16 protein-coding genes are annotated in these 12,865 nt (G+C 71.5%); 11 read left to right on the top strand and 5 right to left on the bottom strand.

Annotation, left to right across the window (positions count from 1 at the left end; all coding sequences use genetic code 11):
* The 8 genes from EJK15_RS61975 to hisF form a co-directional block, all read left to right on the top strand.
* On the top strand, nt 1–959 hold a 959-nt coding region (locus EJK15_RS61975), incomplete at its 5' end, for a histidinol-phosphate transaminase (RefSeq protein WP_138719692.1).
* The gene (hisB, locus tag EJK15_RS61970) at nt 956–1,549 is read left to right on the top strand and encodes an imidazoleglycerol-phosphate dehydratase HisB (protein WP_138719691.1); all 594 of its coding nucleotides are present in this window, start codon (nt 956–958) and stop codon (nt 1,547–1,549) included. The genes EJK15_RS61975 and hisB, both read left to right, overlap by 4 nt.
* The gene (locus EJK15_RS72120) at nt 1,546–1,701 is read left to right on the top strand and encodes a hypothetical protein (RefSeq protein ID WP_171075278.1); all 156 of its coding nucleotides are present in this window, start codon (nt 1,546–1,548) and stop codon (nt 1,699–1,701) included. The genes hisB and EJK15_RS72120 overlap by 4 nt, the downstream gene beginning before the upstream one ends.
* 7 nt (nt 1,702–1,708) lie before the next feature.
* Nucleotides 1,709–2,341 carry an imidazole glycerol phosphate synthase subunit HisH gene (gene hisH, locus EJK15_RS61965; RefSeq protein ID WP_138719690.1) on the top strand — a complete coding sequence of 211 codons (633 nt, stop codon included), beginning with the start codon at nt 1,709–1,711 and terminating at the stop codon, nt 2,339–2,341.
* Nucleotides 2,334–2,663 (top strand): hypothetical protein, encoded by a 330-nt coding sequence (locus tag EJK15_RS61960; protein WP_138719689.1) that lies wholly within the window; start codon nt 2,334–2,336, stop codon nt 2,661–2,663. The genes hisH and EJK15_RS61960 overlap by 8 nt, the downstream gene beginning before the upstream one ends.
* Nucleotides 2,664–3,386 (top strand): bifunctional 1-(5-phosphoribosyl)-5-((5-phosphoribosylamino)methylideneamino)imidazole-4-carboxamide isomerase/phosphoribosylanthranilate isomerase PriA, encoded by a 723-nt coding sequence (gene priA, locus EJK15_RS61955; RefSeq protein WP_138719688.1) that lies wholly within the window; start codon nt 2,664–2,666, stop codon nt 3,384–3,386.
* Nucleotides 3,387–3,406: 20 nt separating this feature from the next.
* Nucleotides 3,407–3,808, top strand: a complete 402-nt coding sequence (locus EJK15_RS61950; protein WP_138719687.1) for a Rid family hydrolase — start codon at nt 3,407–3,409, stop codon at nt 3,806–3,808.
* On the top strand, nt 3,805–4,566 hold the full coding sequence (gene hisF, locus EJK15_RS61945; protein ID WP_138719686.1) for an imidazole glycerol phosphate synthase subunit HisF: 762 nt from the start codon (nt 3,805–3,807) through the stop codon (nt 4,564–4,566). The genes EJK15_RS61950 and hisF overlap by 4 nt, the downstream gene beginning before the upstream one ends.
* A gap of 96 nt (nt 4,567–4,662) precedes the next feature.
* Here the strand turns inward: hisF and EJK15_RS61940 are convergent, their stop codons facing one another.
* The 3 genes from EJK15_RS61940 to EJK15_RS61935 all read right to left on the bottom strand — a co-directional run bounded on the left by EJK15_RS61940 (nt 4,663) and on the right by EJK15_RS61935 (nt 7,143).
* A complete protein-coding gene (locus EJK15_RS61940; protein ID WP_138719685.1) occupies nt 4,663–6,024 on the bottom strand; it encodes a glutamine synthetase family protein in 1,362 nt (453 codons plus the stop codon).
* Nucleotides 6,025–6,085: 61 nt separating this feature from the next.
* Nucleotides 6,086–6,247 carry a cytochrome c family protein gene (locus tag EJK15_RS72115; RefSeq protein ID WP_171075277.1) on the bottom strand — a complete coding sequence of 54 codons (162 nt, stop codon included), beginning with the start codon at nt 6,245–6,247 and terminating at the stop codon, nt 6,086–6,088.
* Between the two features lie 266 nt (nt 6,248–6,513).
* Entirely contained in the window at nt 6,514–7,143 is a 630-nt protein-coding gene (locus EJK15_RS61935; RefSeq protein ID WP_206062005.1) for a TIGR03085 family metal-binding protein, read from the bottom strand.
* 273 nt (nt 7,144–7,416) lie between these two features.
* On the opposite strand from EJK15_RS61935, the gene EJK15_RS61930 reads away from it, so the two are divergent.
* The gene (locus tag EJK15_RS61930) at nt 7,417–9,255 is read left to right on the top strand and encodes an ABC transporter ATP-binding protein (protein ID WP_138719693.1); all 1,839 of its coding nucleotides are present in this window, start codon (nt 7,417–7,419) and stop codon (nt 9,253–9,255) included.
* Entirely contained in the window at nt 9,252–11,033 is a 1,782-nt protein-coding gene (locus EJK15_RS61925; protein ID WP_138719683.1) for an ABC transporter ATP-binding protein, read from the top strand. The genes EJK15_RS61930 and EJK15_RS61925 overlap by 4 nt, the downstream gene beginning before the upstream one ends.
* Before the next feature lie 3 nt (nt 11,034–11,036).
* Here EJK15_RS61925 and EJK15_RS61920 read toward each other — a convergent pair whose 3' ends face one another.
* A complete protein-coding gene (locus EJK15_RS61920; RefSeq protein WP_138719682.1) occupies nt 11,037–11,426 on the bottom strand; it encodes an ATP-binding protein in 390 nt (129 codons plus the stop codon).
* Entirely contained in the window at nt 11,419–12,255 is an 837-nt protein-coding gene (locus EJK15_RS61915) for an MEDS domain-containing protein (RefSeq protein WP_138719681.1), read from the bottom strand. Before EJK15_RS61915 ends, EJK15_RS61920 begins: the two co-directional genes overlap by 8 nt.
* Before the next feature lie 209 nt (nt 12,256–12,464).
* Between EJK15_RS61915 and EJK15_RS61910 the strand changes: the two genes are divergently transcribed.
* Nucleotides 12,465–12,818, top strand: a complete 354-nt coding sequence (locus EJK15_RS61910; protein ID WP_171075276.1) for an STAS domain-containing protein — start codon at nt 12,465–12,467, stop codon at nt 12,816–12,818.
* Nucleotides 12,819–12,865 lie beyond the last annotated feature (47 nt).

The following is a 12,865-nucleotide window of genomic DNA, read 5'->3' as shown; positions in this document are numbered from 1 at the left end:
CCTCCCCGGGCCTGGTCGCCGACCTGGCCGAGGCGGTCCGGGCGCACGCGGGCGAGCTCAACCGCTACCCCGACAGGGACGCCACCGCCCTGCGCGCCGACCTGGCGGACTATCTCGGGCACGGCCTGCGGAGCGACCAGGTGTGGGCGGCCAACGGCTCCAACGAGGTGCTCCAGCAGATCCTGCAGGCGTTCGGCGGCCACGGCCGCACCGCCATCGGGTTCGAGCCGTCCTACTCGATGCACCCGATCATCACCAGCGGCACCAACACCGAGTGGATCAAGGCCAGCCGCGAGGAGGACTTCTCGCTCGACCCGGGCAAGGCCGTCGCGGCGATCGAGGAGCACCGGCCCGACATCGTGTTCCTGGCCTCGCCCAACAACCCGACCGGCACCGCCCAGCCGCTCGCGACGATCGAGGCGATCCTGGCCGCCACGCCGGGCATGGTCGTGGTCGACGAGGCCTACGCCGAGTTCGCCCGCGCGGGCACGCCGTCGGCGCTCACGCTGCTGCCCGGGCACCCGAGGCTGATCGTCACCAGGACGATGTCCAAGGCGTTCGCCATGGCCGGCACGCGGCTGGGCTACCTGGCCGCGCACCCGGCCGTGGTGCAGGCGCTGCTGCTGGTGCGGCTGCCGTACCATCTGTCCACGCTCACCCAGACGGCGGCGCGCGTGGCGCTGCGGCACCGCGCGGAGCTGCTCGGCACGGTTGACGCGCTACGGCGTGAGCGCGACGACACGGTGACGTGGCTGCGGTCCAAGGGTCTCGCGGTCGCCGACTCCGACGCCAACTTCGTGCTGTTCGGGCGCTTCCCCGACCGACGCAAGGTGTGGGAGGGGCTGCTGGCGCGCGGCGTGCTCATCCGCGAGGTGGGACCGCCAGAATGGCTGCGTGTGTCAATCGGCACCGGCGAGGAGATGGCGGCCTTCCGCGCCGCCCTGGAAGGAGTCCTGTGAGTCGCGTAGGTCGCGTCGAGCGCGTTACGAAGGAGACCTCGGTCCTGGTGGAGGTCGGCCTCGACGGCACCGGCCGGGTCGAGGTCGCGACCGGGGTCGGCTTCTTCGACCACATGCTGGCCCAGCTCGGCAAGCACGGGCTGTTCGACCTGACCGTCAAGACCGAGGGCGACCTGCACATCGACGCGCACCACACGATCGAGGACACCGCGCTCGCGCTGGGCGCGGCGTTCCGCGAGGCGCTGGGCGACAAGTCGGGCATCAGGCGGTTCGGCAGCGCGTCGTGCCCGCTCGACGAGTCGCTCGCCCAGGTCACCGTCGACCTGTCGGGCCGCCCCTACCTGGTGCACACCGAGCCCGAGGGCATGGCGCCGATGATCGGCCCCGACTACGACACGACGATGACGCGGCACATCCTGGAGTCGCTCGTCGCCCAGGCCGCGATCTGCCTGCACGTGCACGTCCCGTACGGGCGCAACGCCCACCACATCGTGGAGGCCCAGTTCAAGGCCCTGGCCAGGGCGCTGCGGGAGGCGTCCGAGCTCGACCCGCGAGCCACCGGGGTGCCGAGCACCAAGGGCGTCCTATGACGGAGAATCTCCTGGCCGGCGTGATGGTGTTCATCGGGCTGTTCCTGATCGGCGGCGTGTTCTCCCTGGCCAGGCAGGGAGTCAAGATCGGTGCTGTCATCTGCGCGGTCGGCGCGGCGATGGCGATCACGGCGGGGGTGCTGTGGTGGTGAGCGACCAATGAAACGCGTTGTGGTGCTCGACTACGGGTCGGGCAACCTGCGCTCCGCGGAGCGGGCCCTGTCCAGGGCCGGCGCCGACGTGACCGTGACGTCCGACTTCGACGCCGCGCTCGAGAGCGACGGGCTGGTCGTGCCGGGCGTGGGCGCGTTCGAGGCGTGCATGGCCGGGCTCAAGGCCGTCCGCGGCGAGCAGATCATCGGCCGGCGCCTGGCCGGCGGCCGCCCGGTGCTGGGCATCTGCGTCGGCATGCAGATCCTGTTCGCCAGGGGTGTCGAGCACGGCGTGGAGACCGAGGGCTGCGGCGAGTGGCCGGGCACCGTCGAGCGGCTCGACGCGCCGGTGCTGCCCCACATGGGCTGGAACACGGTCAAGGCGCCCGCAGGGAGCGTCCTGTTCGCCGGGCTCGACGCCACCACGCGCTTCTACTTCGTGCACTCGTACGGGGTGCGCGAGTGGGAGCTGCGCGCCGGCGAGGGGTTCGCCGAGCCGGTCGTCACGTGGGCCGAGCACGGCGTGCCGTTCGTGGCCGCCGTGGAGAACGGCCCGCTCATGGCCACCCAGTTCCACCCCGAGAAGTCCGGCGACGCCGGCGCCGCGCTCCTCTCGAACTGGCTGCGGACTCTTGAGTAAGGAGCGGGCGCGCCGGCGGGCCGAGCGCGAGGCCGAGCGGGCGCGCGCGATCCGGGCCAACGAGGAGCGGCAGGCGCGCCGGACGCGCCGCCGCGCCCTTCTGGCCCGGCTCGTCCCGCGCCCAGTGCGGATCGCCTGCCAGGGCGGCCTGCTGGCCCGCCGCCACCGCGCCCAGAACGCCGCGGTGGGCGCCGGCTTCCTGCTCGTCCAGGCCCTCGTCTGGCTGATCTGGGGATCGTTCCCCCTCAGCTTCGCCGTCCTCGTCTTCTCCCTGCTGCTCGCGCCCGTTGTCGTGACCCTCGCCTTCGACCGGAGGATCTGAATGTCGCTCGTATTGCTGCCCGCCGTGGACGTCGTCGGCGGCCAGGCCGTACGCCTGGTGCAGGGCCAGGCCGGGACCGAGACCGGCTACGGCGAGCCGCTCGCCGCCGCGCTGGCCTGGCAGGAGGCGGGCGCCGAGTGGATCCATCTGGTCGACCTGGACGCCGCGTTCGGCAGAGGCACCAACCGGGAGCTGATCGCCGGCGTGGTCGGCCGGCTCGACGTGAACGTGGAGCTGTCCGGCGGCATCCGCGACGACGACTCCCTGGCCGCCGCGTTGGCCACCGGCTGCCGCCGGGTCAACATCGGCACCGCCGCGCTGGAGAACGCCGAGTGGTGCCGGAAGATCATCGCCGAGCACGGCGACAAGATCGCGGTCGGGCTCGACGTGCGCGGCACCACGCTGGCCGCCCGCGGCTGGACCGAGGACGCCGGCGACCTGTGGGAGGTGCTCGACCGGCTCGAGGCCGACGGCTGCCCCCGCTACGTCGTCACCGACGTGACCAAGGACGGCATGCTCCAGGGCCCCAACCTCGACCTCTATCGGCGGATCTGCGCCCGCACCGACCGGCCCGTCGTGGCCAGCGGCGGCGTCTCCAGCCTCGATGACCTGGTCGCACTCGCTTCTCTCGTCCCGGACGGACTGGAGGGGGCCATCGTGGGAAGGGCCCTGTACGCTCACGCGTTCACACTGGAAAACGCGCTGGCCGCGGTACGCGTGTAGCTTCGCCGGGAGGGGGCGGGATGAGCGTCAGCATGCAGAGCACCGGGCCGAGGGTGTTCTCGGGCGGCATCTGGGAAGAGAAATACGGCTACGCGCGCGCCGTGGTCGTCGGGGAGCGGGTGATCGTGTCCGGCTGCACGGCCACGATCGACGGAGAGGTGCGTCACGTCGGCGACGCCTACATGCAGGGCCGGACCGCGATCGACATCGCGCTCGAGGCCGTCCTGATGGGCGGGCTCACCCGCGAGGACGTCGTCATGGTCCGCTACTACGTGGTGGAGCAGCGCCACTTCGACCTCGTCGGCCGGGCCATCGCCGAGGTCTTCGGCAAGGTGCGCCCCGCCTGCACTGGAGTCAGGGTGGCCGGCCTGGTCGACCCGAGAATGCTGGTCGAGATCGAAATCGAGGCACTGAGAGCATGACCGTCGCGGTAAGAGTCATCCCCTGTCTCGACGTGGACGCCGGACGCGTGGTCAAGGGCGTCAACTTCGAGAACCTGCGCGACGCGGGCGACCCCGTCGAGCTGGCCAGGCGTTACGACGAGGAGGGCGCCGACGAGCTGACCTTCCTCGACATCACCGCGTCGTCCGGTGAGCGCGAGACCATGCTCGACGTGGTACGCAGGACCGCCGAGCAGGTGTTCATCCCGCTCACCGTGGGCGGGGGAGTGCGCTCGGTCGATGACGTCAACCGGCTGCTGCGGGCCGGCGCCGACAAGGTGTCGTTCAACACGGCCGCCATCGCCCGGCCGGAGCTGCTCACCGAGGCGTCCCGGCGGTTCGGCGCCCAGTGCGTCGTGCTGTCCGTGGACGCCCGCCGGGCGCCGGGAACCGCGAGCGGCTTCGAGGTGACCACGCACGGCGGGCGGCGCGGCACCGGCATCGACGCGGTGGAGTGGGCGGCGCGCGGTGAGGAACTGGGCGTGGGGGAGATCCTGCTCAACTCGATGGACGGCGACGGCACGCTCGACGGCTACGACCTGGAGATGCTGCGCGCGGTCAGGGCGGCCGTCCACGTCCCGGTGATCGCCAGCGGCGGGGCGGGGCGGCTGGAGGACTTCCCGCCGGCCGTGGCGGCGGGCGCGGACGCGGTGCTCGCGGCCTCGGTGTTCCACTTCGGCACGCTGAAGATCTCCGAGGTCAAGGACACGCTCCGGTTGGCGGGCTACCCGGTCCGCTAGCCGCACCGGCCGGCCCGCCCCGCGGCCGGCCGCCGTGGAAGCGCTGGCGGCCCCGCCCCGTGGCCGGCCGTCCGCCGTGGACGTGCCGGCCGGGCGTCAGAACACCCGCATGTGGTTGAACAGCTCGTACGAGACGTCCTTCGCGGCGAACGCGTCTGCCTCCGAGCGCTTGACGGCCAGATACGCGCTGCGCCGCAGCGGCCCGAGTGCCTCCATGAGCACCTCGTCCGCCTCCAGCGCGTCCAGCGCCTCGTCCAGCGACGACGGCAGGCGCGGGTAGTGCCCGGGCCGCGTGTCCGGGTCCACGTCCACGGGCGCCCCCGGGTCCAGCTTGCGCCGGATCCCGTCGAGGCCGGCGTGGATGACGGCGCCCAGCGACAGGTACGGGTTCGCGGAGGAGTCCGACGGCTTCAGCTCCAGGTTCGGCTCGCCGGTCTCGCCGAGCGGTGAGCACACGCGTACCGCGGCCTCCCGGTTGTCGGGCCCGTACACCGCGTACGCGCTGGCCCACATGCGGGGTGCCAGCCGGCGGAAGCTGTTGACGCTGCCGCACGTCAGCGCGGTCAGGGCGGGCAGGTGGGCGATCAGGCCGCCGATGAAGCCGTCGCGCACCTCCCCGTCCTCGGCGAAGACGTTGTGGGTGTCGTTCCACAGCGACAGGTGCAGATGGGCGCCGTTGCCCGCCTGGTCGGCCAGCGGTTTGGGGGCCAGCGTGGCCCACATCTGCATGCGCAGGGCCACGCCGCGCACGCTCTCGCGGAACAGGGCGTGGTTGTCGGCGGCGCGCAGCGCGGGCGCGTGCCGGATCGACAGCTCCTGCTGGCCGGGGCCCAGCTCGGGGTGGTAGTGCTCGACGCGCATGCCCTGCGTCTCCAGGGCGTGGATGAGCTTGACGATGTAGTCGTGTGCCGTGTCGAACCCCGCGTTGGCGTAGCACAGCGAGTCGTCGAGCGGCACCAGCCGGTCGGGCCCGCCGGCCGGGTCGGGCAGGCGGCGGCCGAGCGTGAACTCCGGCTCGAACGCCGCGAGCAGCGTGTAACCCTCCGTGGCGAGCTCCGCGATCGCGTCCTTGAGGAACGTTCGCGAGCACGCCGCCCATGGTGAGCCGTCCGGGTTGCGGAGGTCGGACAGCATCGCGGCCGCGCCCGGGGCGTGGGGCAACGGGACGTACGTGGAGGGGTCGGGGACAATGCGCACCTCGCCCACCGGACCCATGTGCTCGACGTCCTGGAGCTGGTCGAGCATGTTCATCGCCATCATGGCCACCGTGTGCCCGATGCCCGTGTTGAGCCGTTCGGCCAAACGCGACCGTGATGCCGCCTTGCCGCGGATCACGCCACCGTGGTCCGCGTACAGAAAACGGATCAGCTCGATGCCCTCGAGCTCAGCTCGCTCGAGGATGCGCCGCGCGTTCGGATCGAGCTGATTGCTCTTGGTGCCGCTCGGGCGATCTCTCATTCTGCCTGCGTAACATGATTAAGCAGCGCGGGGAAGCACCCGACGCAGACAGAACCGTCGCTCAGGTCGTGATGCGTGTGAAGAACAAGGCCAACTGATCTGCTCCTTGGAAGATACTGTTGATCACACCGTTCACGGCGTCGGCGGCTTGGGCCGGCCGGGTGAACAGGTAGAAGACCACGAACGCGACAGCCACGTAGGTGATCACCTTCTTGACCTGCATGGGGGGCCTCCTGCAGTCCATTCCCAGCCGTATATACCCGGATCTGGGCGATCACTGGCATCCTCTGTGAAGATGTTCATGATCCTAACCGGGGGGCTTCCTTCCTATGCCATGGTACGGGCTTGAAATTATGCGCGAGCGCCCGCCGCGCCGTGATTTCCGCGATAACCGCGCCGCAGCAGGAGGGCCACCAGCCGCCGCAACCCGTCCGGCGAGGGCTGGGTGACCGCCGGTCAGAAGCCGGCGAGCGGATGCACACCTGAGAGCTACATGCCCAGAGGGGCGTCCCGAAGCTGGTCGACGTCGTAGGGCACGCCGGTGAGCTCCACGCGGGCGTGCTTCTGGCGGCCGAAGCAGAACATCAGAAGCTCGGAGGCCGACCCGGTCACCTCCACGCGGGGGCTCTGCCGGGGGCCGCCGAGCGTGACGCCGCCGCCGAGGCGGTGCAGCACCACGCCCACGGGCGACCTGCGCAGCGTCAGCCGGGCGCCGGACGACACCCGCTTCCAGATGAGCCGGTCGAGGTCGGCGGGCAGCTCGCGCGGCTCCCACGACGGCTGGGCGCGGCGCACGTCCTCGTGGTGCACGAACAGCTCCAGCGTGTTGACCGCCTCGTCGAGCGCGGGCAGCAGGCCGAACACGCCGCCGGGTTTGCGCAGGAGATCGACCAGCTCGGGGTAGGGGTGCCTGGCCTTGAGCCCGTTCTGGACGGAGGCGGTGTAGCCGGCCAGCGGCTTGATCGCGATCCCGCCCATCGCGTCGGGCCTGCGCTCGCGCAGCACCAGGTGGGCGGCCAGGTCATAGGTGGTCCAGCCCGTGCAGAGCGTCGGTGCGTCCGGCCCGAGCCGGTCGAACAGGTCGCAGAGCGAGGAGCGTTCGCCACGAGCATGAGTCACGTGGTCAACCCTACCCGCGGGGGGCATGCCCCCCGCGTACCCCCCCGAAAAGCGCGGAAGAGACGTTCTGCCATCGCGGGGAGCAAGCTCCCCCGCGGGGGGCATGCCCCCCGCGTACCCCCCCGAAAAGCGCGGAAGAGACGTTCCGCCATCGCGGGGAGCAAGCTCCCCGCGGGGAATAACGTGATGATCAGACGTGATGTAGTGACTTACGTAAACGATTCAACCTGAAGGGGAGCCTACCGAGTGGCGAGCAAGGTCACCTCGGCCGTCATGCGTCAAGGACTGCGCGTCCTTGGGGTGGCCATTCGCACCGAGAAGGCGGTTTTCGCGCTGGCCGTGCTGGCCAGTGCGGTCTACGGCGGCATGACCGTCGCCTCCGCCTGGGCGCTCGGCTGGGCCACGCAGAACGTGGTGCTGCCCACCTTCGCCCAGGATCAGGTCGCCGCGGGCGCGCTGTGGACGGGGACGCTGCTCATCGTCGGTACGGCGCTGCTGAAGGCGCTGGGCGTGGCGGGGCGGCGCATCCTGGCCGGGGTCATGCAGTACCGCATGCAGGCCAGGTCGCGCCGGGACGTCAGCAAGCAATACCTGCGGCTGCCGCTGTCGTGGCACCACCGGCATCCCACCGGGCAGCTGCTGTCGAACGCCAGCTCCGACGCCGAGGCCGCCTGGGCGCCGCTCGCGCCGCTGCCGATGGCCGTGGGCGTGATCGTCATGCTGGTCACCGCGGCGATCGCGATGCTGTTCACTGACCCCACCCTCGCGCTGGTGGGTTTCCTGATCTTCCCGGCCATCGCCGTGCTCAACCTGGTCTACCAGCGCAGGCTCAGCCCGCTCGCCACCCGCGCGCAGCAGCTGCGCGCCGAGGTCAGCGAGATCGCGCACGAGAGCTTCGACGGCGCCCTCGTCGTCAAGACCCTCGGCAGGGAGGACCTGGAGACCGAGCGGTTCCGGCGCCGCGCCCACGAGCTGCGCGACGCCAACATCGCCGTCGGCCGCGTGCGCGGGCTGTTCGACCCGATGCTGGAGGCGCTGCCCACGATCGGCGTGCTCGCGGTGCTCGCCGTCGGCGCGATGCGCCTGTCCACCGGCGCCATCGACTCCGGCGACCTGGTCCAGGTCGCCTACCTGTTCACGCTGCTGGCCTTCCCGATCAGGGCGCTGGGCTGGGTGCTGGCCGAGCTGCCGCGCAGCGTCGTCGGCTGGGAGCGGGTGCAGGCCGTGCTGGAGGCCACCGGCTCCATGGAGTACGGCAGCGTGAATCCAGGGCCGGCCACGACCTCCTCGGCGCCCGCCGCCCTGGAGATCCGCGGCGTCTCCTACAGCTACGGCGAGGCCGAGGTGCTGCACGACGTCACCTTCGACGTGCCCGCCGGCCGCACCGTCGCCCTGGTCGGACCCACGGGATCGGGCAAGTCCACACTGGTGCAGCTGCTCGCGCGGCTGGTCGACCCCGGCACCGGCCAGGTGCTGCTCGACGACGTCGACGTGCGGGAGCTGGCCTACGGCGGCATCGCCGAGTCGGTGGCGCTGGTCCCGCAGCAGACGTTCCTGTTCGACGACACCGTGCGCGGCAACGTCGCGCTCGGCATAGACGCCGCCGACGAGGACGTGTGGGCCGCGCTGCGGCTGGCGCAGGCCGACGGGTTCGTGGCCAGGCTCTCCGACGGGCTCGGCACGCGCGTCGGCGAGCGCGGCACGTCCCTGTCCGGCGGCCAGCGCCAGCGCCTCGCGCTGGCCCGCGCGGTCGTGCGCAGGCCGCGCCTGCTCGTGCTCGACGACGCCACCTCCAGCGTGGACCCCCAGGTCGAGGCCAGGATCCTGTACGGGCTCCGCGACGCCGCCGAGGCGTCGACCGTCGTGATCGTCGCCTACCGCATGGCCACGATCGCGCTCGCCGACGAGGTCGTCTACTTGGACCACGGCCGGGTCGTGGACCGCGGGACGCACGAGGAGCTGCTCGCCCGCTGCAAGGGCTACCGCAACCTGGTGACGGCCTACGAGCGCGAGGAGGCCGAGCGCGCCGCCATCGACGTACTCCAGGAAGAGCGGGACGGGGAAGAACGGGACGTGGCAGAACTGGACGAGGGAGAAGAGGTCAGCGCATGACGGCGCAGAGCATTCAGCGCAACTCCGACCGCTCGGCGCTGGCCACCATCCGGCAAGGGCTCTCGCTCACGCCCGAGTTCCGCAAGGGCCTCGCCGTCACGCTCGCCCTGGCCGTCGTCGCGACCGTCGGCAAGATCATCGTGCCGATCGCGGTCCAGCAGACGATCGACAGAGGCCTCAAGGGCGGCACGCCGGACCTTTCGTACATCACCCTGGCCGTCCTGGTGTGCGCGGCCGCGGTGGTGCTCACCGCGCTCGCCGGGTACCTCATGAACGTCCGTCTCTACAAGGCCACCGAGTCGTCCCTCGCCACCCTGCGCGTGCGCGGCTTCCGGCACGTGCACGACCTGTCGGTGCTCACCCAGAACACCGAGCGGCGCGGCGCCCTGGTCTCGCGCGTCACCAACGACATCGACCAGATCAGCACGTTCATGCAGTGGGGCGGGCTGATGATCATCGTGGCGTTCGGCCAGCTGTTCGTGGCCACCGTGCTGATGTTCGTCTACTCCTGGCAGCTGACGCTGCTGGTCTGGGTCTGCTTCATCCCGCTGATGGTCGCTCTGCCGCGCTTCCAGCGGCTGCTGTCGCGGGCGTATACGACCGTGCGGGAGCGTACCGGCGACATGCTCGCCGCGATCAGCGAGTCCGTCGTCGGCGCCACCGTCATCCGGGCCTACGCCTCGGAGCGGCGCACCGCCGAGCGCATCGACAAGACCGTGAACGCCAACCGGTCCGCCCAGGTCAAGGCGCAGACCATCGTCGGGTTCGTGTTCCCGCTGACCGAGATCGTGGCCGCCATGGCCATCGCCGGGATCGTGCTGCTCGGCGTGCGGCTCGGGCTGTCGGGCGACATCACGCAGGGACAGCTGGTGGCGTTCCTCTTCCTGGTCACGCTGTTCGTCTCACCGCTGCAGACCGCCACGGAGGTGCTCAACGAGGCGCAGAACGCCGTCGCCGGATGGCGCCGCATCCTCGGCGTCATCGACACCCCACCCGACGTGGCCGACCCCGGCGACGACGGCGTCAACCTGCCTCGCGGCCCCATCTCGGTCGCCTTCGAGGACGTGCACTTCTCCTACCCCGGCGGCGTGCCCGTGCTGCACGAGGTCACCCTGGACATCCCGCCCCGCTCCCGCATCGCCGTGGTGGGGGAGACCGGCTCGGGCAAGACCACGTTCGCCAAGCTCCTGACGAGGCTGATGGACCCGGGCTCCGGACGCGTCACGGTCGACGGCCACGACCTGCGCGACATCCGCTTCTCCTCCCTGCGCGAGCGCATCGTCATGGTGCCGCAGGACGGCTTCCTGTTCGACGGGACGCTGGAGGAGAACATCCGCTACGGCAAGCCGGCCGCCACCCGCGAGGAGATCGAGCTCGCGCTCACCGAGCTGGGCCTGGCCGACTGGCTCGAGGGCCTGCCGGTCGGCCTGGACACGCCCGTCGGCCAGCGCGGCGAGTCGCTGTCGGCCGGCGAGCGCCAGCTCGTCGCCCTGGCCCGCGCCTACCTCGCCGACCCCGACCTGCTCCTGCTGGACGAGGCCACCTCGGCGGTGGACCCGGCCACGGAGGTACGGCTGGCCCGCGCCCTCGAAGGCGTCACCCGCGGCCGCACCGCCATCTCGATCGCGCACCGCCTGTCCACGGCGGAGAAGGCCGACGAGGTCCTGGTGTTCGACGCGGGCCGCCTGGTGCAGCGCGGCCCGCACGCCGAACTGGTCAGGCAGCAGGGCGTGTACGCCGACCTGCACGCCTCATGGATCTCCGCCGCGCACTCGTGACGATCACTCCCGGACGGCCGCGAACGTCACGGTCGTCCCCCGGGGCCCGGACACGATCGTGATGTGGTCGCACAGCATGCGCGTCAACCACAGCCCCCGCCCGCGGAACGCGTACCCCGTGGGCGGCCGTAGGTCGCTCATCCACCCCGGCGGCATCCCGGGCCCCTCGTCGGTGACCTCGCACCACAGGCGCCCGTCGTGCGACCACAGCCGCAGCCGCCCGTGCCCGCCACCGTGCACCACCGCGTTGGTGATGATCTCGTTGACCGCCAGCACGAAGTCCTCCAGGTGCCGGCCGGTCAGCCCCTCGTAGGCGGCGTGCTCGGCGACCGCCCTGCGCAGACACGTGATGCGTCCGCGGGCGAAGCTCGCGCAGAGCACCTGCCTATGCATCGCCCACCCGGCGAACGCCGACGAACTCGTCCGCCCTGATCAGCCGGAGCACCCGCGCCATGGCGTCGCCGCAGACGACCACGGTCGACCCCGCCGGCCTGGCCATGGCGGTGACGGTCAGCAGTTGCGCCGATCCGGCGTCGATGAAGTCCAGCGCGGAGGCGTCGATCACGACCTCGCCCGGCTCCTTCTCCAGCGGCGCGAGCACCGACGCGAACGCCTGCCGGTTGGTGAGGTCGATGTCGCCCCACACCCGCAGCCCGGGCGGTGATGAGATCCTGGCGAAGCGCAGCAGCGCCTGCTCGGGCGCGATCGGGTGCACGGCGGTGGCCCGGTCGATGGCCTCGCGGGGGAACAGGCCGCGGTCGTACTGGCACACCGCCGCCAGCCAGCGCTCGCCGAACAGCTCGTTGGCCGCCGCCTCGAACGCCGCCTGCCCCGGCGCGTCCCGCACGCCCCAGGAGGCGTCGACCAGGGCGTACACGCCGTGCTGCCCGTGCCTGCGCGCCCGGTCGCGGGCGTCGGCCAGTCCGCAGAGCACCCGATCGGGGTCGAGGCAGCCGTCGGTGAAATGGGTGTCGGCGCAGGCGAGGATCTCCACCTGCCCGGCCGACTCGGCGTCGGCGAATCCCGGCACGAGCGGCGCCAGCCAGCCGCGCGTCCGCTCCGGGCTGTCCGCGTGCGTGACGATCACCACCTTGGTACGGCGGCGCAGCCCGTTCATGGTGAACACCTGCGTGGCCGTCATCCGCTCACGCTCGCCCTCGAACGGCAGGCAGACGTGGTCCCCCAGATCCGGATCGAGGACGGAGCCCGCGACGTGCACCACGATGGTGTCCCTCCCTAGCACGCGTCGCCCAAGAAAATACTCCGCGCCATGCCATCACGTAGCGCATTCTCAGCAAAACCCACCGTGACGCGACGCTGACAGGTGTACCTTTTCGGCGGGGCGCGTGGAGCTTGCTCGACGCGATGGCAAACGGGTTCTTCCTCGCTTTTGGGGGGATCGCGGGGGCGTGCCCCCCGCGGGGAGAGGTCATGAGGAACATGGGCGTGGATGTGCTGGAGATGACGCGACGCCGACACGGCGAGCTCGTGGTGGTCAGCCTGGCGGGTGAGGTGGACGTGGACAACGCGTCCCGGGTCCGGCGGTGCCTCGGCGAGGCGGTGGAGACCCACGGCCCCCGGCTGGTGGTCGACCTGACCGCGCTGACCTTCATCGACACGACGGGGCTCGGCGTCCTCGTGCGCCAGCTGGCCGACCTGCGCGAGCGGGACGGCACGATGGCGCTGGTCGCGCCGCCGGACGGCCAGGTGCTGCGGCGGCTGCGCAGGACCAACCTGGCGCCGCTGTTCCCCATCTACGAGACCCTCTCCCAGGCCCTGGCCTGAGACCCCCGCCCCATCGGTGGCGGGGGTCTCAGGCCAGGGCCTGGGAG

Origin of the sequence: Nonomuraea basaltis (assembly GCF_005893125.1) — a bacterium.
Taxonomy (GTDB): Bacteria; Actinomycetota; Actinomycetes; order Streptosporangiales; family Streptosporangiaceae; genus Nonomuraea; species Nonomuraea basaltis.
Note: the sequence above shows the minus strand (reverse complement) of the source record. Positions and strands in the feature narration are given on the sequence as shown.

Bases quoted from the DNA above. Each gene is read 5' to 3' on its own strand.
- EJK15_RS72120 (WP_171075278.1), top strand. From the start codon at position 1,546: ATGACGGAGAATCTCCTGGCCGGCGTGATGGTGTTCATCGGGCTGTTC.
- hisH (WP_138719690.1), top strand. From the start codon at position 1,709: ATGAAACGCGTTGTGGTGCTCGACTACGGGTCGGGCAACCTGCGCTCC.
- priA (WP_138719688.1), top strand. From the start codon at position 2,664: ATGTCGCTCGTATTGCTGCCCGCCGTGGACGTCGTCGGCGGCCAGGCC.
- EJK15_RS61950 (WP_138719687.1), top strand. From the start codon at position 3,407: ATGAGCGTCAGCATGCAGAGCACCGGGCCGAGGGTGTTCTCGGGCGGC.
- hisF (WP_138719686.1), top strand. From the start codon at position 3,805: ATGACCGTCGCGGTAAGAGTCATCCCCTGTCTCGACGTGGACGCCGGA.
- EJK15_RS61940 (WP_138719685.1), bottom strand. From the start codon at position 6,024: ATGAGAGATCGCCCGAGCGGCACCAAGAGCAATCAGCTCGATCCGAAC.
- EJK15_RS72115 (WP_171075277.1), bottom strand. From the start codon at position 6,247: ATGCAGGTCAAGAAGGTGATCACCTACGTGGCTGTCGCGTTCGTGGTC.
- EJK15_RS61930 (WP_138719693.1), top strand. From the start codon at position 7,417: ATGCGTCAAGGACTGCGCGTCCTTGGGGTGGCCATTCGCACCGAGAAG.
- EJK15_RS61925 (WP_138719683.1), top strand. From the start codon at position 9,252: ATGACGGCGCAGAGCATTCAGCGCAACTCCGACCGCTCGGCGCTGGCC.
- EJK15_RS61920 (WP_138719682.1), bottom strand. From the start codon at position 11,426: ATGCATAGGCAGGTGCTCTGCGCGAGCTTCGCCCGCGGACGCATCACG.
- EJK15_RS61910 (WP_171075276.1), top strand. From the start codon at position 12,465: ATGAGGAACATGGGCGTGGATGTGCTGGAGATGACGCGACGCCGACAC.